This window comes from Hymenobacter saemangeumensis, assembly GCF_039541835.1.
Classification (GTDB): domain Bacteria; phylum Bacteroidota; class Bacteroidia; order Cytophagales; family Hymenobacteraceae; genus Hymenobacter; species Hymenobacter saemangeumensis.
In genome coordinates, this window is the sequence record NZ_BAABGZ010000023.1 from 39,643 (window position 1) to 61,911 (window position 22,269).

Below are 22,269 nucleotides of genomic sequence, written 5' to 3' on the forward strand. Positions count from 1 at the left end.
ACGCTTAGCGGTAAAGTGACCCGCCCCAAAGCCGATTCCATCCGGGTAAGCTGGCATCCGCAGCCGCTCGACCCGCGGGAGCAGACCATTGGAGCCCGCCTGAGCAGCAAAGGCGAGTTCCGGCTCGACATCCCCCTTACCGCGCCCACGCTGTTGGAGCTTAGCTACGGCGAAGAAGAGGTGCCGCTTTTTCTGGAGCCGGGCAATGCCTTGCAGCTCCGGTTTAAGAGCGGCGAGCTGCTGACCTCCCTGAAGTATTCTTCGGCTGATGGCAGCACTCACCGGCCGGCGGCAGCGGCCAACGGCTACCTGGCGGAAGTTGAAAACGAGTTTGCCAGCAACGAAGGCTACCAGGTACTGCCTGAAAACATCGAGCTGTACGAGAAGCCGTTTCTCTCTTTTCTGGATTACCGCCGCGATAAGCAGGAAAAGCTGTTCAAAAAAGCCGGCGGCCCGGCGGCTTTCTCGCCGGCGTTTGCCGCTTTTGCCCAGGCGGAGATTCGCTACCTCTACGCCAACGACCGGCTGACTTACCCCGACCTGCGCGAGCAGGTGGTGGGCACCGAAGGCCGCCTTAAGCTCAGCCCCGAGTTTTACAGCTTTCTGGGCGACCCCGCCGTGGTACCCGGCGACGAAGCCGCGCCCACCAGCCCCCAGGTGCAGGAGTTTATGCTCAACTACGTGCATTATCAGGTGCGCACCGAGGGCAAGTCCCTGACGTCCCCGGCGTACTACCCGGCCTGCTATCAGCTGGCCGACCGCACCTTTAAAGGTGCGCTGCGGCCCCTTATTCTGGGGCGCGTGCTGCTCGAAACCTTCCGCTTTGGCCACATCGAGCACGCCCGGGCCATGCTTAAGGATTACGCCACCACGGCCGGGGCGCCCGCACCCTGGCTGGAGCTGCTGCGCCGCGACCTCGACGAGCACAAGGAGCTGGCCATTGGGGCCCCGGCGCCTCCCTTGCCGTTGCACACTCCCGAGGGCGATACGGTGCGGCTGGCGGTATACACCGGCCGGCTGGTGTACGTGATGTTCTGGGATAGCCGCCTGCCGATGAGCCAGCGCGAGCTGCCTTACCTGAAGGAGGTGGTGAAAGAGTTTGCCGGCAAGCCCATCGTTTTTGTTAGCGCCGGGTTCGACGACGCCGCATCGAAAAAGCTGCCGGCGGCTGCCGTGGCGGCGCCCTCGGTGGCACCTGCCGTGGTGCCGCCCAAGGCCCGCCCCGCCGTGCGGGAGTCCTACGATATCGAAACGCTGCCCTCCTTCGTGCTGATTGCCGAAGACGGCACCGTGCTCGACCCCAACCCCAAGCGCCTCAGCAGCCATGCCCTGCTCGACGACCTGCGGGCCGCCTTTGGCAAAGCGGCAGCGTACCGGGCAGTGTCGGTGAAAAACGTGAAGCGCTAGGCTGGCCCTTCGCCGGGGCGCAGGGACGCAGCCGCAAATTCCGGCGCTTCGGAATTTTTTCTTTTGCTTGAATGTCTGCTCCGCCAAACCACCTGGAGTTTATGACAGCAGCACTTTCTACTACTTTCCAGATTGTTCCCGAGCCCGCCAATGGCTTGCTCACGGCCCAGTGGGCGCAGGCTGTGGCCAACCCCGATGCTGACCTGCGAAGCGACTACGCGCAGCTGCTAGCCGAGGCCCACCGGCAGAGCAACTGCCGCTTCTGGCTGCTCGACCTGCGGGGCCGCAACTGGCACGCGCCCTCCTTTGGGCCTTGGTTTGCGCACGACTACGCCAGGCAGGTAGCCCGCGCGCTTGGTGGCCCGGTGTTCATCGCCTACGTGCTGGCCCCCCAGCACCGGCCCATTGCCGAAAGCGAGGCTACGGCCACTACGCAGCGGGCTGCCGCCGCGCACGACCTCTATCCTTACTTTTTCGACAACGAAACCGATGCGCGTTCCTGGCTCTGCGACCAGCAAGAGCTGGACCCTGCTGCCGGCAGCTGCAGAGCGCAGCAGTAAGGCCCTTAAAAGCGGCCGGTATCTTGTTGCCAGGACCAAACAAAAAGCCCCTGCATTGCTGCAGGGGCTTTTTGTTTGGCGCTTCGAGAAGGGCCGGCTTCGTTAGTCGCGCAGCACTTTCAGGCTTAGGCGCTGGCTGCCTTGCAGCACTTCCAGCACGTAGAGGCCGGCGGGCAGGCCTGCGGCTTCCGTCAGGCTGAGGTTGTTGGCCGGCGCCGTCAGGGTGCGTACGCTATGTACGCGGCCCAGGGCATCGCGCAGGGTCAGGGTCAGGGGCTCGGTGCTGAAGCCGTGCAGGGCAAGGCTGGGAGCCGCATCGCTGGCAGTCGAGGGGTTGGGCCAGAGAAGAGCGGTGAGGCCGTTTTCCTGGCCTTTGCCCACTGCCAGGGTGCGCACCGGCGAGTAGCTGAAGGTGCCGTCGGTATCTACCTGCTTGAGGCGGTAGTACACCACGGAGGCGCCGTAGCGGCTCACTTGCGCGTCGGTATAGCTGTACTGCTGCCGTTGCGCGGTGGTGCCGATGCCGGCTACGCGGCCCAGGGTGTGGAAGCTATGGCCATTGGTGCTGGCTTCCACCACAAAATGGTCGTTGTTCTTTTCCGATGCCGTAGCCCAGACCAGGCGGGCCGCGGTACCGGCCGCAGCTACTTCAAAGCTGGTCAGGCTTACCGGCAGCGGGCTGTTGGCGTCGGCCAGGGTCCACACTGAGAGGTGGTCTACATTGGGGATGGTGAAGGTGCCCGCCGACATGTTCAGGGTGCCATTCATGCGCTGGAAAGGTCCATTTACAGCTACGGCGCGGAAGGCAACGAGGCGGCTTTCCACCAGGTCGCCCAGGTCGGCAGTGGCATTGTAGTTCAGGGCCACCGTCAGGTTCAAGCCAGTGTTTACGGTCGGCGTGAGGTCGTAGTAGCGGCTGATGCTCTGGTAGCCCGCCACGGCAGGGTTCATGAGGCGCGAGCCGGTGATGCGCAGGGCGGTGGTTACTCCAGGGCTTACGCTGCCGGCAGGAACGGTGATGCTGGCGCCAATGCCACGGAAGCTGCTGCTGCTGCCGGCCGTGAGGCCTACGGAGGTAAACACCCGGCCGAGGATATAGCTGGCTGAAGTTTCGCTCAGCGCCGCGCTGCCCGTCAGGGTCAGGGTGTTGCTGCCCGTGGTAAGCACGCCGCCGGTCATTGTAACCGCGCCGCTGGCGGTAGCGTTGGCAGCCAGGGTTTTCACACCGGCACCACTGAAACTCATAGCGCCATAGCTCAGGCCGCGCAGGCTTTGGGCGCCAGCACCGGCCACCACGAAGGTGCCGCCGGTCTGGGTGAAGCTGCCAGCGCCGGTATGGTCGCCGTATACGGCCAGGCTGCCGCCGCTCATGGTCACGGGGCCGTGCTGCACCAGGTGGCGCACTTCAGCTGTGGCCGATACAATGGGGTAGGCCGTGGCCAGGCCCGCCGGAATGGTAGCCGTCATGGTACGGGTGGGCACGCAGGCGTTCCAGTTGCCTACGTTGTTCCAGTTGCCGCCCCCGGCCGAGCCGGTCCAGGTGGTAGAGGTGGGCACCGACACGCTAACGATGGTGCCGCCGCTGGAGCACTTGCCCGGGGCCGTTACCGTTACCTGGTACACCGAGGTCTGGGTGGGGGTCACTACCAGGGTATTGCCCGACCCGGCATTGGTGGGCAGGCCGTCGCCGCTGAGCACGCTCCAGGCGTAGGTGTTGGCAATGTTGCCTTCCACCTTGATGTTGTCGAGGGCCCAGTTAAAGCCCGAGTTGGAGCTGTAGAACCAGCGCAGCTGCAGGTTGCTCTGGCCGGCGTAGCTATCCAGGTTGAAGCTGGCATTGGCGGGGCTGGCCGTGGTTGTGGTCGACGAGCCCTGGTTGGCCGTGTAGCTCTGCATTACAGTCCAGCTGCTGCCGCCGTTGGTGCTGATTTCTACCCGGCAGAGGTCGCCGCTCTGGAAGCGGAGGATGTGCTGGAAGGTAAGCGTAGCCGTAGCCAGGGTCGAGAGGCTGAATACGGGGCTGTAGAGAGCCGAGCGGGTCAGGATGTTGTTGTTGGTGGTGCTGGCGTCCACCATCACGTAGCGGGTGCCGTCGATGCCGGGGGTGGTGCTGTAGATAGCCCAGGCCGGAGCGGAATTCGGGCCGTTGGCCGTGCCGGTGTTGTCGCGGGTCCAGCCGCCTTCGGTGGTGCCCGTGTTCCAGTTCTGGTTGATGGCAGTAGCCGTCTGGGCGCCGCTGGGCGTGGCGGTCAGCGTCACCGACGTGCCGCTGCAGGTTGTATTTGCGCTGGATACCAGGGTGGGCGTGCCGCTGATTTCGCGCACCTCCACGTCGACAGTGGTCGACACGGGGCAGCCGCCGGCCGGCATGACGGTCATGGTGTAGGTGCCGCCGGATGCCAGGGTTGCATTGCTAACCGATGGGTTCTGCTGCGTGGACGTGAAGTTGTTGGGGCCCGTCCAGCTATAAGTATAGCCGCTGGGTGCTGTGCCGTTCAGTAGAATGGTGCCACCGGCGCATACCAGCGGCGTTACGGTGCTGGCTTCCACGGTAACTGCGGGCGGCAGGGCCGTGGAGGTTGCCAGCGAAGTACGGCGCGGGGTGCCGGCCGCCATTACGGCCTGCATGCGGGCTTTCTGTCCGGCCGAGAACATGAACATGCAGGCATCGTCGGTGTAGTCCATGTAGTTCATGAACTGGTCGCCGTTGGGGCCGTTGGAGCAAGTAACTTTCGGGAAGGAAGGGCAGCCGTAGTTGGAGGTGCTTTGGGTAGGCGTGTCCGTTACGTAGTCGGTACCGCAGGAAGCATCGCCCCAGATGTGGCGCAGGCCCAGCCAGTGCCCTATCTCGTGGGTGGCGGTACGGCCCAGGTTGTAAGGCGCCGCGGCCAGGCCGCCGTTACCTACGGAAGAGTACAGGCACACCACGCCGTCGGTGCTGGCCGAGCCGCCCGAGGTGTTTAGCCCGCCCAGGCCAGCGGTGTTGTCGGGAAACTGAGCAAAGCCCAGCAGGCCGCCGCCCAGGTCTACTACCCAGAAGTTCATGTACTTGCTGGGGTCCCAGAACGAGCCGGGCTTGATGGTGCTGTTGCAGTAGGTCTGGGTGTAGGGAGGGGCCGTCCAGCCCTTGCTGCTGCGGTTGATGCGGTTGATGCCGTTGAAGCAGTTGCCATTGGGGTCGCGCTGGGCCAGGGCAAACTGAATCTGCATGTCGGCATGAACGGGCTGAAAGGCGGCCGGCACCGAAGTGCGGTCCGCATTCAGCTTGGCAAAGTCTTCATTGAGGCGGGTGAGCTGTTCCAGGATGCGGGTATCGGAGATGTTGCTGCCCGTGCCTACAGCTTCGCCATTATGCACCACGTGAAATACGATGGGAATGGTATAATCTTGATTTGTAGTGCGCAGCGCTCCAGCCAGCGGTGCTGCCGGCGCGTTACGGTTGTAGCCCGGAATGGAATGCTCCAGCTGCTGCTGCATGGCCTCGTTGTTCTCGGTCGTCCCGCAGCCCCGGTCGTGCCGGTTGCGTTGGGCTAAAGCCGGCTTAGCAAAGGACAGCCCCAGCACACAGCACATCAGGAAAAAGTTATGTACTCGTAGCTTCATGAGATAGTAGGTAAAATGTAAATAAGCAATTAATAGCCCGCAGACCAGCGGGTAAAGCCGGTTTGGGCATATCAAATATACAAGCTTTTGTGCTATAACAAAAATATTGCCACTCGATTTTGTCCGCTTGAACTAGATAAGTTTGGCTAGTAAATAACAGGCTGTTTTCTATTCAAAAGCAAGTGGTTTGTTAGGTAGCTAATTGATAAATAATGAGTTGTTATTTGTGGGCTTGTGATTCGTCAGTTTCTTCTGTGCTCGGCTTGCATACCTTGCTTTTTCCACCTGAGCTTTGAAAAGTTAAAGATTCTCGTGGCGCATCACCATTGGTGTGCCGTGTGCGCAAGCCAACTTATTAAGCTTATGGCTTTCATTGGATAAGTGCAAATTTTTAGGAATGGTTTGAGCCGCAGAACTTGTTTTGTTCGCCGGGCTTAATTCTACTTGCCCGAGATGGTGCAAGCTCAACCGTAGGCGCCGGCTCTGCAGGTGCTGAGAAAAAAGCCTGGGGCTAGCGCGCAAAAAACCCCTGACATATAAGCCAGGGGCTTTTTAGCAGACAACACAATTGAGAAAATAACAAGGCCCTCACCTTCATTTTCTGTGTATGCTGGGTAGACCGCGTGACTGGCCAAAAGGTTGCTGGGAGTTAATAGGCACTAACCAAGCCAGGGGCATGCTCCAAAGTGGTGTGTCAGCGTATGCCCATCAGGAGCAAGCTCAAGAAAAAAGCCGGCCGAAGCCCACGGCGAATAGCTCTGTGAGGGGCTACTCTACCATTATGCGCTTGCTCAACTGCCAGCCTGCTGTGCTTACACGAAGAACATACAGGCCGGGAGGCAGGTCCGGGAGAAGGAAAGTGGCCTGATTTGCCGCCACGCGCAACGATACCTCGGCCTTCACCGCACGGCCGGTAGCATCAAGCAGGGTGGCTCGGGCAGCACCGGTACCAGCCGGTAAACGCAGCTGCACCGCCTCCCGGGCAGGGTTAGGCCAAAGCTCCAGCCATGGTGCCGCCGCCCGAATGGCGAGAGGCGCAGCTTGCAGGGACGCTTCTATCATGAAGCGCATCCTCGACTGCGGCACATGGCGTGGGTACTTAAGCCCACGAATAGCCGAGTCGCCCACAGCAATGTAGCAGGTCGAATCCCGCGGGAATTCTTCTAGCTGGTACGTCAGCGGGTCATGGCTCGGAGGGAAAAGTCCGCCGGCTGGGTGGGGCAGCTGGGCCAGGCCCACGAAAAATGACCGGCCCGTCACCGGCACCGGGGTGGGCAGCGAACACAGCAGCCAGTTGTCCTGGTCGGCGGCCGTAATGACGTGGTTGGCGGAGCGACCCAGTAGGTGCCCTGCTTCATCCAGCACCACGCCGTACACCGTTTCGCCCACCGAGCGCCGGTCGTGGCTCAGAAACAGACGCAAAGAACTTACCTGGGCCGGCGCATGCAGCGGAAACCGGGTGAGCATAGTGCCTCCAACCATGCCCCCACCTATCCCCTGGGTGAACAGTAAATACACATTAACCGCGAATGGGAAGCCACGCACATAGCTGATTTCATGGGTAGTGGCCACGGTCGAGTCGGCCCACACGTCGTTGGTGGGGTTTTGGTCAGGCGGCAGCTGCACGGTGTAGTAGGTAAAGCCCCCCACGGCTTGTGGCACCAGGCCTGGCAAACGCACGTATGCTTCGGCACCGGGGGCCAGGCTGGGCAGTACGGTGGTTGTGCCGCTGCCCGGCGCAGCATTGATGCCCGGCACCAGCGACACCGGCAGGTTCAGCAGCGGCTGGCTGCCCTGGTTGCGTACCAGCACCTTCACCGGGTAGGGCAGCACCCCGCTGCTTTGCACGGGCAGCTCGCCAATGCCTTCGGCCCACACAATGGCCGCATCGCGGGCCGGCGAGGGGTAACCCAGCCGCAGGCGGGGGCGAACCAGGGACGAGTCGCGCAGCTGGGCCGGAAAGCCAGACGTGCCAGTGCTGCCGTGCCACCAAGGATTATAGGCGGCCCCGGCGCTGGACAGGAACTGCATTCCATACATGCTGGGGGTGGGGTTTTCCCACTCATAGGCCACGTAGAGGCTGCCCCCAGTGTAAGTAAAGGGAACCTGAAAGCTGATGTCGGAAGGGCCCGAGGGGTTGATAGTCAGCGGACCGTTGTAGACCTGTTGAAACGGGGTGGGCTGCTGGCTGAGCAGCAGGCTCCAGGTATCGTTGAGATGGTAGCGGGCGTCGGTGCTGTTACGCAGCCATACCCGCAGGTTGCCCGTTACGGCAGCCTGCACCGGCCACGGCGGGTTGTTGGCGTCTATTCCGAGCGAGACAAGGCTGGTATTCGGCAATACGCCGCGTATCTCATTTCGCATCAATAATATAGCGCCTCGCTCATAGGGTGCGGCTGTATTGAGGGCCCGCGAGCCGCCAACAGGGGGCAGGGTGCTATAGGGCACTACCAGGGCGGTGGTTCCAGCCGGCTGCTGGGCCTGCGCCAGCCCGGGCCAGCCAGCCAGCAACCAGCCGCTCAGCAGCCAAGTATTTCGGAACAAAATGCGGATTAAGCGGTGCAGCTGCATGAATGGGGTAGAAAAAGCGCAAAAGAAAAATTACCGGTAAAGGGAAACCGTCCCGCGCAGCTGCCGGGGCTGGCTGCGGCAGTCAGCATAATCGAGCTGATAGAAGTACTCACCGGGGGCCGCACCCGCGCCATTCCAGCGCAGGCTGGGGTCGGTAGTGCTGAATACTTCCTGGCCCCAGCGCGAAAACACCCGCAGGCGGGCGCCCGGCAGGGGCGCCTGCACGGGCACAAACGCATCGTTCAGGCCATCGCCGTTGGGAGTGAATACATTCGCGGCGGAAAAGTCGATACTGGCCGGGGGCACCTGTACCGGCTGGCTTAGCACGCGGCCATCGGCCAGGGTGAGGCGCACGGTATAGGTGCCGCCACGGGCGTAGCGGTGAGCTACCTGCCGCCCCGTGGCAGTGTTGGCCGCTCCGCTGGCCGGGTCGCCGAAATCCCAGCGCAGGCCCGTGGGCAGGCCCGCGCTGCCGGCCCAAAACCGCACCGAGTCTTCGGCACAGCCGACTTCGTGATTGAGCGTGGGCGGGGCGTACAGCATGTTTGCAATAATGTTGGGCATGTGCATGCTCGGCACCTGGCCGGGCAGGTAGGGGTAGCCCTCGGCCTCGAAGGCGCAGCCGGCCCCGGCCACGTTGGGCCGACGCACCAGGGCTGCGGCGGCGGTACGAAACTGCGTGGTGCCGGGCACCAGCGGAAATCGTTCATAGCACTGCCCCGCCCACAGCGTGCCATCGGGGGCCAGCTGCAGGCCAAAGAACCGGAGGTAGTCGTAGGGCAGGGGCGGCACCGGCACGGCCGATACCAGAAACCGGGAAGCCGCGATAGCCGCGGCCCCGGGCCGCATGAGGTCGTACTGCCACAGGTCGCTGAGGCGGCGCGGGCTACTGGCCGTCAGCGGCGTCGACTCTGCAGTGTAAAGCAATTCCGAATTAGGAGAAAACGCGCAGAATTGGGTTAGTTCACTACAAAACAAACGGCCATCGCCACCCACGTTGAGCTGTGCCACGGGTGTGCGGTATATTATCTGCTCATTCGAAACCACGCCGGTGGCATTGTCGAAGTCGTACACGCACACCAGTCGCTCGCCGCTGCCCGGGCCGGTACGCAACAGGCCGCCGCGCGCCAGTCGGCGGCCGTTGGGCGCGGCCCGTAGCTCGCCCTGGTCGGGGAACTGGGCCTGCCCAGCCAGCGACACCACTGCCGTGGCGCTTACCCCAGCCGGCGACAGCAGAAAGGCTTGGAACCCCCGGCTAAGCAGGTCCGGGGTAAGCACCCAGAAGTCGCGGTTGTTTTGGTGGCGTACTATCGTGACGCGGCCGTAGAGGGTGCGGGTTACCTGCCGGCCTTTCTCGGCCACCCCGCCCCGGCCGTTATTCAGGCGCATGTCTACCCGGGCCCAGCACAGGGCGTAGGCAGTTTGCCCATCCACCGTCGCCTTTTCCCAGTAAAATACATAGTAGTCGTGGTCGTTGGCCGGTGCGGGGGCAATAGCCGCGGATTGAGGGGTAACGCTGGTAAACCATTCTTCAGCGTTAATAGAGGTTGCCGTCGCCGCTGCGTTTAAGTTACCATTTGGCATCTGCGCGTAGTTATTTGCGTCATTGGTAGAAGAAATGCCAACACCATCCGACATAAACAAAAATCTTCCCTGAGCATCACAAATGGCAGTATTGCTGGCGGTGCCCCAAAATACATTACCCCAAAATCCTGTGGTGCCGGCCCAGATTGACGGGGCCCCAGGGCCGCCTGCAGACGGGAATTCGATGCGGATGCCTGCACCATTGGGCGTCGAGGAGCCTAGATATTGACCAAAGCACCAGGTATTAAACTCGCGCTGAGCTTGGGTAGATAGAGTTATGAAAGCCAGAGTTACCAGCAATAGCAGTTTTTTTTTCATAGGTATAGGGTAGAAGAGAGAGTGAGCGTATAAGCAAAAATACCCAGGGCAAGCTATGCTCACCCTGGGTACGATAAGCCCAGCCAGCTTACTCTTTCACGAGCCGCTGGGTGCTGAGGCGTTTGCCATCAAACAGCTGCACCTGGTACAATCCATTTGGTATGGCTTTTACGTTAAAGCTAGTTACGCCAACTGCTTCCTTGCTTTGGCGCTCCTCTACTATCCGCCCTTGCAGGTCAAGTACCTTCACCCACTCATAGCGAAGGTTCTCACGAGGCTCTATTGTCACCTCCTCTTTCGCTGGGTTAGGAAACAGATTCACTGGAGTTGCCCCGGCAGAGCGCGCCCCAATAAAGCAGGGTACTATTTTTCCTGCTTTGTAATACAAACTGGCATGCGCCGCCCTATTGAAACTGCTGCTGGCGGTTGCGGTTCAGCTTGAGGTCCTGCAGCAGGCTGCTTTTGGCGGCAATGGTGAAGTTGTAGCCTTTGAGCTGGCCGAAGGGTATCCACATGCCGGTAATCTGCCAGCAGTGCAGGTCGCGGTAGAAGGTGATGTTGGGGTAGGTGATGTTTTTGCTCACCATGTCGTAGCCGGCCGTGTAGCTCAGGCGCAGGTTTTCGGTGAGGCGCACCGAGCCCGTGAAGCCAATGGTGGACGCCGACAGCAGCGGCGGGCGGGCCTGCCCCGGGCGCAGTGGCCGGCTGGTGGTGTAGGAGGCGTTGTAGGTCATGGCCAGCTCCCAGGGAATGTCGAAGTCCACGTAGTCGGCGTAAAAGGCCGGCGGGCCGGGCGTGCCCAGCAGCGGGTCGTTGGCAGGCGCTACGTTGCGGCGCACCGTGCTTTTCTTCGTGCCCGAAGCCGGGTTGAAGGCGTAGTTCAGGCCCAGGGTGGCCGAGCTCAGGCGCAGCAGGCGGCGGTTGCTTTGCTCGAACAGGTAGCGGTTGATGGCGCGGCCCATGCTGTCGCGCTGGTAAGGCTCCAGAGTAGCGTTGGCTACAATGCTCAGCTTCTGCGCCACCTGAGTGCGGAACGTCATGGCCAGCGGCGACAGCCGCAACGAGTCGGCCGCGAAGTTGTAGCCCATGTTAAAGTCCAGGCCATCAAGCAGGCTCACTTTCTTGAAGGGAGAGGTACCGGTGCTGTCGTTGTTGTTGCGCACCTTCATCTCCACCGAGTTCTGCAGGGCAAACGACAGCTGGCTCACGCGCTGCCCGCCGGGCACGCCGTACACAAAGCCGGCGTAGCGGTTGAAGGTGCGGTCGGTAACTTGGCGGCCGCTGGCATCGGTAAGGCCGGGGAATGTGACGTTCTGGTAGGCCGAAGTATTCTGGCTGAGGTCGGGCGAGAAGTTGTAGTTCAGGCTGGGCGTGGCCTTGTGGCGCAGGGCCTGAATCTTGCGGTTGCCTCTGCGTACCACCGTGCCATAAAACGCCGTGTTCAGGCTCAGGCCGGCCGAGTACGAGTACTCGCGGTGGAAGCCCCGCACGGTGTCGATGCGCACGGCGCGGGCAGCTTCAATGTACTTATAGTCAAGCCGCTGGCCATACCAGGTTTCGCCGTAGTTGACGCTGGGCTGCACCTTAAAGTACTTGGCCACGTTGTAGGAGCCCAGCACGATGCCAAACTGGTGCTGCATGCCGTTCTGGGCGTTGCGCAGCAGGCTGCCGAGGTTGCGGAAGCTGAGCGGAATCTGCGTGTCGGTGCTGGTGCCGCCCAGCAGGGGCAGGCCGCCATCTACCTGCCGGGCCCGCATCACGTTGCTCACCCGGTTCTGCGCAATGAGGTTGTAGCTGATGGTGAACTGCTCGTAGAAGCGGCCCCGGGGCTCCAGGCCCAGCCACTCGTACGGGTACTGCCGGGCCACGCCCACGCTGATGTCGGGCAGGGTGAAGTCCATCACCCCGGTTTGGGTGTTCTGGCTCTGGCTCAGGCGCACGTTGTAGTTGATGGGCAGGTTGCGCAGCTGCTTGGAGTAGCTGATGCTGGAGTTGAACGAGGGCGAGAGGTACTGCCGGGCATTCAGGGTGCTGTTCTGGCGGTTGAAGCTGCTGCTGCCGGCCTGCACGCTGGCCGTGAAGCGCCCGCCGCCGGGCTTGGGCACGGGCGTGTGCGACCACGACAGCCAGAACGTCCGGTCCGAAGGCGGGCGGATGTATTCCGGGCTGGTCGACAGGGCGTCGCTGCTCAGAATGCGGTTGGCGGGCCGGTCGGTGAAGCGAAAGTTGAAGTTGCCGTTGTAGGCGTAGCGCTTGAGGTAAGTCACGTCGGCTGTGGCCCCCCAGCCGCCGAAGCTCTGGGCATTGCCGGCGTACACGTCGCCGGTCAGGCGCACGCCGATGTAGTCGTTGGGCGCGAAGTAGTAGCCGCCGTTGGTGAGGAAGTAGCCACGGTCGGCGGCCTGCCCGAAGGTGGGAATCAGAATGCCCGAGCCCCGGCTTTTGTTGGGGGTAGGGAAGTAGCCGAACAGAAAGCCCAGGGGCGTGGGTACGTCGCCAATCACGAGGTTGAAGGGCCCGGTAACCACTTTTTCGCCCGGCACCACTTTCATCTTGCTGGCCTGAATGTAGAAGTGGGGATGCTCCAGGTTGCAGGTTGTGTAGCGTCCGTGCAAGCCATACAGCTCGTTGCCGGGCATCTTCTTGATGGTCTCGGCGCTCACGTAGCCCTCGCCCTGCTGGGTGACGGCCTCGGCAATCTTGCCCTTCTTGGTTTTGAAGTTGTAGGCAATGCGCCCAGCCGTGTACACCCCGTCTTTGTCCTTGAACACGGGCCGGTCCTGTAGCCTGTTGCTTACGGAATCGAGGCGTCCTTCGGCTACCACGGTGTTGGTGCCGTAGTTCACGGTGATGAGCGCGGCCTTCAGGTTCATGGTCCCGTAGTCGACGGTGGCTTTGCTGTAGAGCCGCGCAATCTTGTTGCCTACATCGAACTGTATCGAGTCCTTGGCGGCGTACTTCACGGTGGTTTCTATCTGCCCCTTGCGGCCGGCGGCCAGGTTCAGCGAGTCGCCGGCGCCGCTCACACCCTGCACCAGGCCCGTACCGGGGCGGCCGGGAGCCAGCGTGTCGGGCACGGGCTTGTGGGACGTGCCGGGCACGCGGTTTTGCCCGGGGTTGATGGCGCCGGGCGGGGGCGGCCCCTGGGGGTCGCGCGGGTCGGGCGAGATGTAGCGCACCGGCGGCGTGGGCCGGCTGCCGGGCCGCTGCCGGGGCTTGGCCGGGGCCGGCGTGCTCCGGGGCGGGTTGGCCGGGGTGCGCGGCAGGGTAGGGGCGGGGGCCGTCTGGGCCAGCGCCGGCCCGCCCCAGAGGCAGGCAAATACAGCCCACAGCACGGCCCAGGGCCCTTTCGTGCGCGGCCACGACTGCTCGCGGGCGCTGCTGCGCAGTCCAAAGCTAGCTCGCAAAGTAATGTAGCGGTTAATTCGTTTAATTTTGGGGCAGATTCAGTAAACGGTATACAGTAGGTAGTAGCTGGACTGAAAAAATAACTGGCTTATCGACTGGTCACGTAAAGGGGCCAGCACGGAGCTACCGGCTGCCAACTACTGCGTACTTCATACTAATTACTCATTTACAAAGGTAGCGGTTCGCTACTGCCCCTTCAACGAACAACGTGCGGATTATTGCCTCCCTGGGCTGCGCGGCCCTGCTTCTGCTAGCCAGTGCAGCGCCTCCCCAAGCCGACTCCGCTGCTACCGACTCGGCGGCCCATTCCCGCGGCCGCTACCGCCTGCGCACCGTGGTGCTCGACGCCGGCCACGGCGGCAAAGACCGGGGCTGCTCGGGCCAGAAAGCCCGCGAAGCCGACGTGGCCCTGAGCATTGTGCTGGCCCTGGGCAAGCAGATTGAGCAAAGCATGCCCGGCGTGAAAGTGGTGTACACCCGCAAAACCGACGTGTTTGTGGAGCTCGACGAGCGCGCCGCCATCGCCAACCGCCACCACGCCGACCTCTTCATCTCGGTGCACTGCAACGCCGGGCCCAGCCAAAGCCACGGCACCGAGGTGTGGACCATGGGCCCGCACAAAACCGACGCCAACCTGAGCGTGGCCAAGCGCGAAAACTCGGTTATCCTGCAGGAAGAAAACTACCAGAGCCGCTACGGCGGCTTCAACCCGCACTCGCCCCAAAGCCACATCCTGTTCTCGCTGTTTCAGTCGGCCTACATCACCAACAGCCTGCGCCTGGCCCAGCGCATCGACCGGCAGTTCCGGGGCAGCCTGGGGCGCAGCTCCCGGGGCGTGAAGCAGGCCGGCTTCCTAGTGCTCTGGAAGTCTACCATGCCCTCGGTCCTGATTGAAGCCGGCTTTCTTACCAACCGGACGGAGGAGCAGTACCTCAACGAGAAGGCCAACCAAACGTATATGGCGGCAGGCATCTACCGCGCCCTGCTCGAGTACAAGCGCGAGCTGGAGCGGTAGCTACCACCCGGGCATACGGCCCGGCTGGCCCCGATGGTATCATTTGGCTTTGTCTTGTTACTTCGGCATTGGTAGCGTTGTCGTTCAGGTTATGAGTTCCGGAACGTGCACTCATAATTCAAAACTCATACTTCATAATTCACTTCCCCTTCCGTGTCTAAAGAAATAAAAGTGGCGTTGCTGGCCATCGTGGCCATTGCCGCCCTCTTCGTGGGTTACAATTTCCTGCGAGGCAGCAACGTCTTCTCCACCGATAATACCTACTATGCCCGCTATGCCAACGTGGATGGCCTCACCGTCGGCAGCCCCGTCATCTTCAACGGCATCAAGGTGGGGCAGGTAAAGGACATGCAGCTGCTGCCCGAAGACAACAACCGCATCAAGGTGGCCCTGGAAGTGCGCAAGGACATCACCATCGGCGACTCTACCGTGGCCAGCCTCTCGGGCTCGCTGCTGGGCTCCAAGACCATTACCCTGTTTCTGGGCAAGAACAACGTGGTGTACAAGGGCGGCGAAGAGCTTAAATCCTACACCGTGGCCAGCATCGCCGACGCGTTTCAGGCCAAGGCCCTGCCCGTGCTCGGCACGGTTGACTCTACCCTTACCCGCGTGAACACCTTCCTGAGCAAGGAAGCCAAAATGAGCTTGCAGGGCACGCTGGTAAACGCCCAGGGCGCCACCGAAGCCCTGCAGAACCTGCTGGTGCAGAACCAGCGCAACATCAACGAAATCACCACCAACATGGCCCGCCTCACCCGCGACCTGTCGCGCACCAGCCGCAAGCTCGACAACATGGTGGTCAACCTCGACCAGATGTCGGACTCGCTCAAGACGGCGCCCATTGCCCCGGCCCTGCGCCGCCTCAACTCCACCCTGGGCGAAGCCCAGACCACCATTGCCGGCCTCAACAAGTCGCTGAACGACCGGAACGGCTCCCTGGGCAAGCTGCTCAACGACACCCTGCTCTACAACAACCTCAACTCCACCGCCGCCAGTGCCGATGCCCTGCTGGCCGACATGAAAGCCAACCCCAAGCGCTACGTGCACTTCTCGGTGTTTGGCGGGGGCGAGGGTAAAACCAAGAAGGAAGTAGAAACGACGACGACTCGCCCCAATGGCACCAAGGTGGAGACAGAAGTGAAAACGACGAAAAAGTAGGCTTTCCGGCAGAGCCGCGCCCCTACATTTGTACCGCCTTCGCATTCGTGCGGGGGCGGTTTTTTGTGCCCTGCCAGCAAGGCACTGATGTGCGCTGAGCTTCCTCCTCCTCTGAAGGAAAAAGACTTCGTCACTCCATCACCTCATCTCCTCATCACCCCATTCCCACCCATCTCCAGTATGAACGTCGAGTTCAACCGCAACGAAGACCAGCTCAAGCAACTCAGCTTCAACCTGCGCCAGAAGCTCCAGAAAGTGGCCCTCGGCGGGGGCGAGAAGCGCATTGCCGCCCACAAGGCCAAGGGCAAGCTCACGGCCCGCGAGCGGATTGACTACCTGCTGGACAAGGGCGCGGCCCAGGTGGAAATCGGCGCCTTCGCGGGCGAGGGCATGTACAAGGAAGAAGGCGGCTGCCCATCGGGCGGCGTGGTGGTGGTGATGGGCTACGTGCAGGGCCGGCAGTGCCTGGTAGTGGCCAACGATGCCACCGTGAAGGCCGGCGCCTGGTTTCCCATCACGGCCAAGAAAAACCTGCGGGCCCAGGAAATCAGCATCGAAAACAAGCTGCCCATCATCTACCTCGTCGACTCGGCCGGGGTGTACCTGCCCATGCAGGACGAGATTTTTCCGGATAAGGAGCATTTCGGCCGCATCTTCCGCAACAACGCGGTGATGAGCTCCATGGGCATCGTGCAGATTTCGGCCATCATGGGCCCCTGCGTGGCCGGGGGCGCCTACCTGCCCATCATGAGCGACGAGGCCATGATTGTGAACGGCACTGGCTCGGTGTTCCTGGCCGGCTCCTACCTGGTGAAGTCGGCCATCGGCGAAACCATCGACAACGAAAGCCTGGGCGGCGCCTCCATGCATTCTGAAGTGTCGGGCGTGACGGACTACAAGTTCGACACCGACGAGGAGTGCCTCGACCATATCCGCAACATCTTCGACAAGATGGGCGCCCAGCCCAGCGCCGGCTTCAGCCGCAGCGCGCCCGCCGCGCCCAAGCTCGATGAAAAGGAAATCTACGGCCTGCTGCCTTCCGACCGGGTGAAGCCCTACGACATGATGGACATCATCCACCGCCTGGTCGACAACTCCGAGTTTGAGCCCTACAAGGACCTGTACGGGCAGACGCTCATCTGCGGGCTGGCCCGCATCGACGGCTGGGCCGTGGGCATCGTGGCCAACCAGCGCAAGATTGTGAAAAGCAAGAAAACCGGCATGCAGATGGGCGGCGTCATCTACTCCGACTCGGCCGACAAGGCCGCCCGATTTATCATGAACTGCAACCAGAAGCGCATCCCGCTGGTGTTTCTGCACGACGTATCCGGCTTCATGGTGGGCTCGCAGTCCGAGCAGGGCGGCATCATCAAGGACGGCGCCAAAATGGTGAATGCCATGAGCAACTCCGTGGTGCCCAAGTTCACGGTGGTGGTAGGCAACTCCTACGGCGCCGGCAACTATGCCATGTGCGGCAAGGCCTACGACCCCCGCCTCATCGTGGCCTGGCCCACTGCCCAACTCGCCGTAATGAGCGGCGCTGCCGCCGCCAACACGCTCCTGCAAATCCAGGTGGCCAGCCTCAAGGCCAAGGGCGAGGAAATTACCCCCGAAGCCGAAAAGGAGCTGCTCGACCGCATCAAGGCCCGCTACGAGGAGCAGCTTTCGCCCTACTATGCCGCCGCCCGCCTCTGGGTCGACGCCGTGATTGACCCGCTGGAAACGCGCAAGGTCATCTCCGAGGGAATCGCCGCCGCGAATCATGCGCCGATTGAGAAGGCGTATAATGTGGGGGTAATACAGGTGTGACCAATGAACTACAATTTCTTAGCGACTGGCGTAGATAAAACCCAGGTTTTCGAATTGATTTTCGAGCACACAGACTTGCAGGTTTTCGACTTGTCTTCTGCGTTTGGGCAGGAGGTACGTCAATACAAAAGCACCGATGAAATAGCTGCAAAATTTGATTTAGAAAACGGAGGACAATTTGCCATATCGCTCCGATTATGGAGTCCCCGTTTTGGTGGAGAAGTGTTTTTTAGAAAAATTAATCTGAATCCAAAGCACTGCGAAGGCCATACATTTCGCTACGCAACGAGTGGATGGGGGCTAATTCAATTACACTTAGGTGGGTATCAGCACGGCAGTCTTCATCATTCCAACATCGGGCACTTTAATGAAAGAGGGGCCATAGGAAGAGCGGACGATGATAAAGAGCTAGCAGAAGTAAAACGCTGGAACTGGAAAGAAATAGTGTCAACTTCTGGGCGATTAAGGCGGCAGATTAGTAAAATGGCCGTTAGAAAGTTTGAGGGCATAGATATGTTGCCTGGAGCTGAGGCTTTAAAGAAAACAGGGGTAGAGCTACGATATTAACTCGATGAAAACCCTCTACCTCCTGGCCGGCTGCAACGGGGCGGGCAAAACCACGGCCGCCTACGCCCTGCTGCCCGGCCTGCTCGACTGCCGCGAGTTTGTGAACGCCGATGAAATTGCCCGTGGCCTCTCGCCTTTTCAGCCCGAAACCGTGAGCGTGCAAGCGGGCCGGCTGATGCTGGCGCGGCTGCGGGAGCTGCTGGCAGCCGGGGAAACCTTTGCCCTGGAAACAACGCTGGCCACGCGACACTACCTGCGGTTTATTGCCGAGGCGCGGGAGCGGGGGTATTTCGTTAGCCTGTTGTTTTTCTGGCTGAACTCGCCCGACTTGGCGGTTGGCCGGGTGAAGCTGCGGGTGCAGGAAGGTGGGCATTCTATTCCGGAAGATGTTATCCGGCGGCGCTACATTGGGGGCTTGCAACAGTTTTTTACAGCTTATTGCACCGCCGTTGATAGCTGGACGTTTATGGATAATTCCAACGGGGCGGCGCAGCTGGTAGCCAGCAGTGCGGACGGGGAAACACAGGTCGTAAATGAGGATATTTGGCAACAGTTAAGGGTTACTTACCATGTCTAAGAAAGAGCAAGCCGCCTACATCAACCAGCAGCTCAAAATCGGGCTTGTGGCTGCCTACAACAATATGCTGGCATTCAAAAAATACAGGCAGAGCCCGGTTATCGTGTCCCGCAATGGTAAAGTAGTGGCCGTAGCCCCGGAGGATATGCCCCCAGCCGCTCCTTTCGAAAAATGGTCCTAATCCCCGAAGCCGAAAAGGAGCAGCTCGACCGCATCAAGGCCCGCTACGAGGAGCAGCTTTCGCCCTACTACGCGGCGGCCCGCCTCTGGGGCGATGCCATGATTAACCCGCTGGAAACGCGGAAGGTCATTTCAGAAGGCATTGCCGCCAACCATGCGCCGATTGAGAAGGCGTATAATGTGGGGGTAATACAGGTGTGAGGTATGACCGAAGAGCAGGAGAAAATAAGGGCAGACTTGCCCAGGTTAGTTGGCTATTTTAAAGGTATTGCTGCGGGAAGTGGATGGCATCCGCTGTGGAAAACGGAATACGAAGTAGCATCTGCAACCGTACACCTACTGCTTGCCAAAGACGATTTTACGGAAGCCGACTTTGCGGAAATTGCCTCTTGCGTCAACACTTTAGTTGGCAAAGAGCATGCAGATGGATGCGGATGGCTGGATTTTCAGCTGCAGCTCAGCCATTTCTTCCGGGTTTCCGGCTACCAGTCGGATTGGAATGGGACCACCGGAAAATTCACGTTTGGGAATGCTGCGTCTGGTTGTTGAACGCATTTGAACTCGATAGCGCGGGGTCGTACCCGAAGGGCTGTGCCCCGTGCTGACTATTCGCGGACCTCTGGCCCGCAGCCGCCAGCACGATACAGGCGAAAGCCCGGTGCTGCCGGCCAGAAGCCGACAAATAGTAGACTCGGGGCACAGCCCTGCGCCATCCAGGAGAAAAGAAAGTAAAAAGCCGGTGTCGGAATCAGTAGCGCACACTTTATGGGCTGCGCTACTGTTACAGGCCATACCCATACAGTGAAAACCGTCCCGTTCCCGCGTTTGCACTGTCAGGAATGGGGCGGTTTTGTGGTGTTAGCAGCGGCTCACCCGCCGGGCCACCTGCGTGTAGAAGGGCATGCCGTGCCAGGCCGCAAACTCCTGCACCTGTCCCCGTAGCTGAGCAGCTTCGTGGCTCCCGGGAGCCGCAAAGTGCAGCTGTGCCAGCCAGAAGTGTACCTGGTAGTAGTCGAGCAGCCAGGAGTGGGTATCGAGGCCAAACAGCACTTGCCCGGTGGGCGGAGTAGCTGAAGGAGTGGCACCTTCAGTCCGCAGTTCGGCAACAGCCCGAAAGGCCCGCATCAGCTCGTTGAATACGTTTTCCTCCAGCAAGGCCAGCTCCGGGAATTCCGCATCGGTGATGTCGAGCCAGTCGCGCAGGGCCGCGTACTGCGTTGTCAGAAACAGTGCTTCGGCCACGAAGAAGTAGTAGCCGGCGGGAAACAGGTTATAGAACGCGGGCAGTACCGTGCTGTTGGCCTCGGAGCGGGGTATCCCGGCAGCCTGGCGGCGCAGGCGCTGCAGTCGGGCAGGGGGCACCTGCCGGTCGGGGGCGTCGTACCAGGCCGCAACAATCTCGGCAAAGGCCCGGCGGCCCAGCGGGAAGGGGTGTACATTGGCCGGAACCGGTAAAGCCAGCAGCTGCCGCAGGCGGGCGCGCCAGGTCGTTTCATCCTCCGCCAGGAACGACCCCAGGAACAGGGCGCAGTGCCCAAACAGCTGGGCTTCGGGCGTGGGCTTGTGGCGCAGGTACTCGCGCACAATATCGCCATAGGCCCCGTTGAGGTAAGCCATATCGACGAAGCACTCCACAAAAAACTCCTGCCCGGCCGGGTGGGCCGCCAGCCGCAGGGCCAGCGGGGCCGCCGGGTCGGTAGGGGAGGCCGGCCGCGTTACCCGTCCCAGGAAGTATCCGAGCAGCAGCCGCTCGGGGTAGGCCAGGCGTTCCATGGCCAGCAGCTCGGGAATGTCGGTTGGGGCTTCGCTGGGGGCGTCCCCGCGCGCGACCAGCCCCGCAATGGCCTGCCCGAAGGTCGCGAAGTCGGCGTGACCGGCGTAGCGGGCCAGGGTGTCGAGGGTGTGCAGGTGGTAGCCGCCCTCTTTGTCGACCAAGCCAAAAAAGCGGCGCAGCGTGCTGGGGCTGAGTCGGCGCCCACCCGTAGCGGCGGCTTTCTGCAGCTCGGCCTCCAGGGCGTCGCAGTGGCTGGGATAGCGCAGGGGCTGCCCAAAGCGGGCGGCAACCGCTTCGCGCAAAGCGGTGTGAAGGGGCGGGGGCAGGTGAGGCACGGTAGAAGGTCGGTTTGCAGGCCTAAAGAAAAAGAATTTTTTGGCCTTTGTATGCAGTCCTGACCGGGGCTCACCTTTGCCTCCCTTCCATTCGGAGCCCGGTCTAGTAAGAGTTTGCGTGTCTGGCCTGCTCCGGACGCCACAGGATTTCTGCTCTGGGCCCGGCTAGTTCACTTTTGCCTGGCTTTTCTCACCTTTTCTCTTGCACCCCTTCTCATGAAAAAAACCTTAATTCCCATGCTGCTGGCCGCCGCATTCGCCTTCAGTAGCTGCAGCAGCACCAAAGACGACGCTACGGCGGCCACCACTGAAGCCAGCAGCATAGCCGAAGCGGCGAGCAACGAAGCAGACGCCACGGTAGCCGAGGCCGCGCCGGAAGAAGCTACGCCCGTCGAGGAAACCGCCAGTGCGGGCGCGTCTGCCGGCGACTGCGACAAGTTTCTGCGCGACTACGAGGAGTTTGCCACGGCCTATGTGGCGCTGTCGGCCAAATACGCCAAGAATCCTACCGACATGTCCATCATGGCGGAATACGGCGAGATGGCTGCTAAGGCGCAGGAAATGCAGCAGCTCTCCCCCGAAACCTGCCAGGGCGATGCCGCTTTTCTGAAGCGCTACACCAGCATTGCGGCCAAGGTGACCCATGCCGCGGCGGCCCAGCTGCAGGGCTCGGCGAAGATGCTGGAGCAAATGGGGCAATAGTGTATTCTTCTCACCTTTTTTCTTCACTGCCATGAGTTCTTTTGCCAGATTCCTGAATGAAAACCAAGACCCCAAAGCCATTGAAAAGCTAATGGGCAAAGTCAGCGGCCTGCTGACTGCCGACGAGGAAGTGCAGTACATCGCGGTGCAGAAAAAGCCCGTGCTGAACACCTCCCCCGACTGCGTAGCCCTTACCAACAAGCGCGTTATCTTCTGCCGGCCCAAGAACTTCGGCCTCAGCATGGAGTTTAAAGACCATCAGTGGAAAGATGTCATCGACATCCACATCAAGGAAAACATGCTGGGGGCCGACTTCTCCATTAAGACGGCCCGGGGCTACGACCTGATGGATTACCTGCCCAAAGACCAGGCCCGCAAGCTGTATCAGTTTGGGCAGGCCAAGGAAGAAGAGGCTCGCGACTACCGCCGGCAGCGCGAGCTGGAAGACAAGCGTGCGGCTGCCGGGGGCGGTATTGTGGTAAACGCCGGGCCGGTAGCGGCACCCGCAGCTCCGGTAAGCACCGCCGACGACCCCATGGAGAAATTGAAGAAACTAAAGCTGATGCTCGAAAATGAGCTGCTGACGCAGGCGGAGTATGACGAGCGCCGGTCTGCCATCCTAGCTAACCTAAGTTGCGGGGTATAGATGAGGCAGAAAAAAAGTCTGTTCGGCGTGAACAGGCTAGGTTTGAAGTATTCGA

17 protein-coding genes and 1 pseudogene are annotated in these 22,269 nt (G+C 61.2%); 12 read left to right on the forward strand and 6 right to left on the reverse strand.

The window, feature by feature from the left end:
* The first annotated feature begins 15 nt into the window (after positions 1 to 15).
* Complete coding sequence (locus ABD919_RS11295) at positions 16 to 1,407, forward strand: TlpA family protein disulfide reductase (RefSeq protein WP_345236116.1); 1,392 nt, start codon at positions 16 to 18, stop codon at positions 1,405 to 1,407.
* Positions 1,408 to 1,478: 71 nt separating this feature from the next.
* The gene (locus ABD919_RS11300; protein WP_345236117.1) at positions 1,479 to 1,967 is read left to right on the forward strand and encodes a hypothetical protein; all 489 of its coding nucleotides are present in this window, start codon (positions 1,479 to 1,481) and stop codon (positions 1,965 to 1,967) included.
* Positions 1,968 to 2,069: 102 nt separating this feature from the next.
* Here the strand turns inward: ABD919_RS11300 and ABD919_RS11305 are convergent, their stop codons facing one another.
* The 5 genes from ABD919_RS11305 to ABD919_RS11320 all read right to left on the reverse strand — a co-directional run bounded on the left by ABD919_RS11305 (position 2,070) and on the right by ABD919_RS11320 (position 13,450).
* On the reverse strand, positions 2,070 to 5,570 hold the full coding sequence (locus ABD919_RS11305; protein WP_345236118.1) for a M43 family zinc metalloprotease: 3,501 nt from the start codon (positions 5,568 to 5,570) through the stop codon (positions 2,070 to 2,072).
* A gap of 768 nt (positions 5,571 to 6,338) precedes the next feature.
* On the reverse strand, positions 6,339 to 8,114 hold the full coding sequence (locus ABD919_RS11310; RefSeq protein WP_345236119.1) for a T9SS type A sorting domain-containing protein: 1,776 nt from the start codon (positions 8,112 to 8,114) through the stop codon (positions 6,339 to 6,341).
* Positions 8,115 to 8,171: 57 nt separating this feature from the next.
* Positions 8,172 to 9,725 (reverse strand): T9SS type B sorting domain-containing protein, encoded by a 1,554-nt coding sequence (locus tag ABD919_RS11315; protein ID WP_345236120.1) that lies wholly within the window; start codon positions 9,723 to 9,725, stop codon positions 8,172 to 8,174.
* Between the two features lie 406 nt (positions 9,726 to 10,131).
* Positions 10,132 to 10,365: a T9SS type A sorting domain-containing protein gene (locus tag ABD919_RS23980; RefSeq protein ID WP_425556408.1), complete on the reverse strand. Its 234-nt coding sequence runs from the start codon at positions 10,363 to 10,365 to the stop codon at positions 10,132 to 10,134.
* A gap of 82 nt (positions 10,366 to 10,447) precedes the next feature.
* Complete coding sequence (locus ABD919_RS11320; RefSeq protein ID WP_345236121.1) at positions 10,448 to 13,450, reverse strand: putative LPS assembly protein LptD; 3,003 nt, start codon at positions 13,448 to 13,450, stop codon at positions 10,448 to 10,450.
* A 209-nt stretch (positions 13,451 to 13,659) separates the two neighbouring features.
* Here ABD919_RS11320 and ABD919_RS11325 point away from each other — a divergent pair, with 209 nt between their 5' ends.
* The 8 genes and pseudogenes from ABD919_RS11325 (at position 13,660) to ABD919_RS11360 (ending at position 19,306) form a co-directional block, all read left to right on the forward strand.
* Positions 13,660 to 14,466 carry an N-acetylmuramoyl-L-alanine amidase family protein gene (locus ABD919_RS11325; protein WP_345236122.1) on the forward strand — a complete coding sequence of 269 codons (807 nt, stop codon included), beginning with the start codon at positions 13,660 to 13,662 and terminating at the stop codon, positions 14,464 to 14,466.
* Positions 14,467 to 14,619: 153 nt separating this feature from the next.
* The gene (locus ABD919_RS11330) at positions 14,620 to 15,624 is read left to right on the forward strand and encodes an MlaD family protein (RefSeq protein ID WP_345236123.1); all 1,005 of its coding nucleotides are present in this window, start codon (positions 14,620 to 14,622) and stop codon (positions 15,622 to 15,624) included.
* A gap of 180 nt (positions 15,625 to 15,804) precedes the next feature.
* On the forward strand, positions 15,805 to 17,433 hold the full coding sequence (locus ABD919_RS11335; protein ID WP_345236124.1) for an acyl-CoA carboxylase subunit beta: 1,629 nt from the start codon (positions 15,805 to 15,807) through the stop codon (positions 17,431 to 17,433).
* A gap of 3 nt (positions 17,434 to 17,436) precedes the next feature.
* Entirely contained in the window at positions 17,437 to 18,000 is a 564-nt protein-coding gene (locus tag ABD919_RS11340; protein ID WP_345236125.1) for a hypothetical protein, read from the forward strand.
* Positions 18,001 to 18,004: 4 nt separating this feature from the next.
* Positions 18,005 to 18,577 carry an ATPase gene (locus ABD919_RS11345; protein ID WP_345236126.1) on the forward strand — a complete coding sequence of 191 codons (573 nt, stop codon included), beginning with the start codon at positions 18,005 to 18,007 and terminating at the stop codon, positions 18,575 to 18,577.
* A complete protein-coding gene (locus ABD919_RS11350; RefSeq protein ID WP_345236127.1) occupies positions 18,570 to 18,758 on the forward strand; it encodes a hypothetical protein in 189 nt (62 codons plus the stop codon). Before ABD919_RS11345 ends, ABD919_RS11350 begins: the two co-directional genes overlap by 8 nt.
* Positions 18,755 to 18,958, forward strand: a pseudogene (locus ABD919_RS11355) (acyl-CoA carboxylase subunit beta); the annotation flags it as partial. The gene ABD919_RS11350 and the pseudogene ABD919_RS11355, both read left to right, overlap by 4 nt.
* A 3-nt stretch (positions 18,959 to 18,961) precedes the next feature.
* Entirely contained in the window at positions 18,962 to 19,306 is a 345-nt protein-coding gene (locus ABD919_RS11360; RefSeq protein WP_345236128.1) for a hypothetical protein, read from the forward strand.
* 309 nt (positions 19,307 to 19,615) lie between these two features.
* On the opposite strand, the gene ABD919_RS11365 is transcribed toward ABD919_RS11360, so the two are convergent.
* On the reverse strand, positions 19,616 to 20,866 hold the full coding sequence (locus ABD919_RS11365; protein ID WP_345236129.1) for a hypothetical protein: 1,251 nt from the start codon (positions 20,864 to 20,866) through the stop codon (positions 19,616 to 19,618).
* 216 nt (positions 20,867 to 21,082) lie between these two features.
* Between ABD919_RS11365 and ABD919_RS11370 the strand changes: the two genes are divergently transcribed.
* On the forward strand, positions 21,083 to 21,568 hold the full coding sequence (locus ABD919_RS11370) for a DUF6591 domain-containing protein (protein WP_345236130.1): 486 nt from the start codon (positions 21,083 to 21,085) through the stop codon (positions 21,566 to 21,568).
* Positions 21,569 to 21,599: 31 nt separating this feature from the next.
* On the forward strand, positions 21,600 to 22,214 hold the full coding sequence (locus tag ABD919_RS11375) for a PH domain-containing protein (protein WP_345236131.1): 615 nt from the start codon (positions 21,600 to 21,602) through the stop codon (positions 22,212 to 22,214).
* Positions 22,215 to 22,269: the final 55 nt, after the last annotated feature.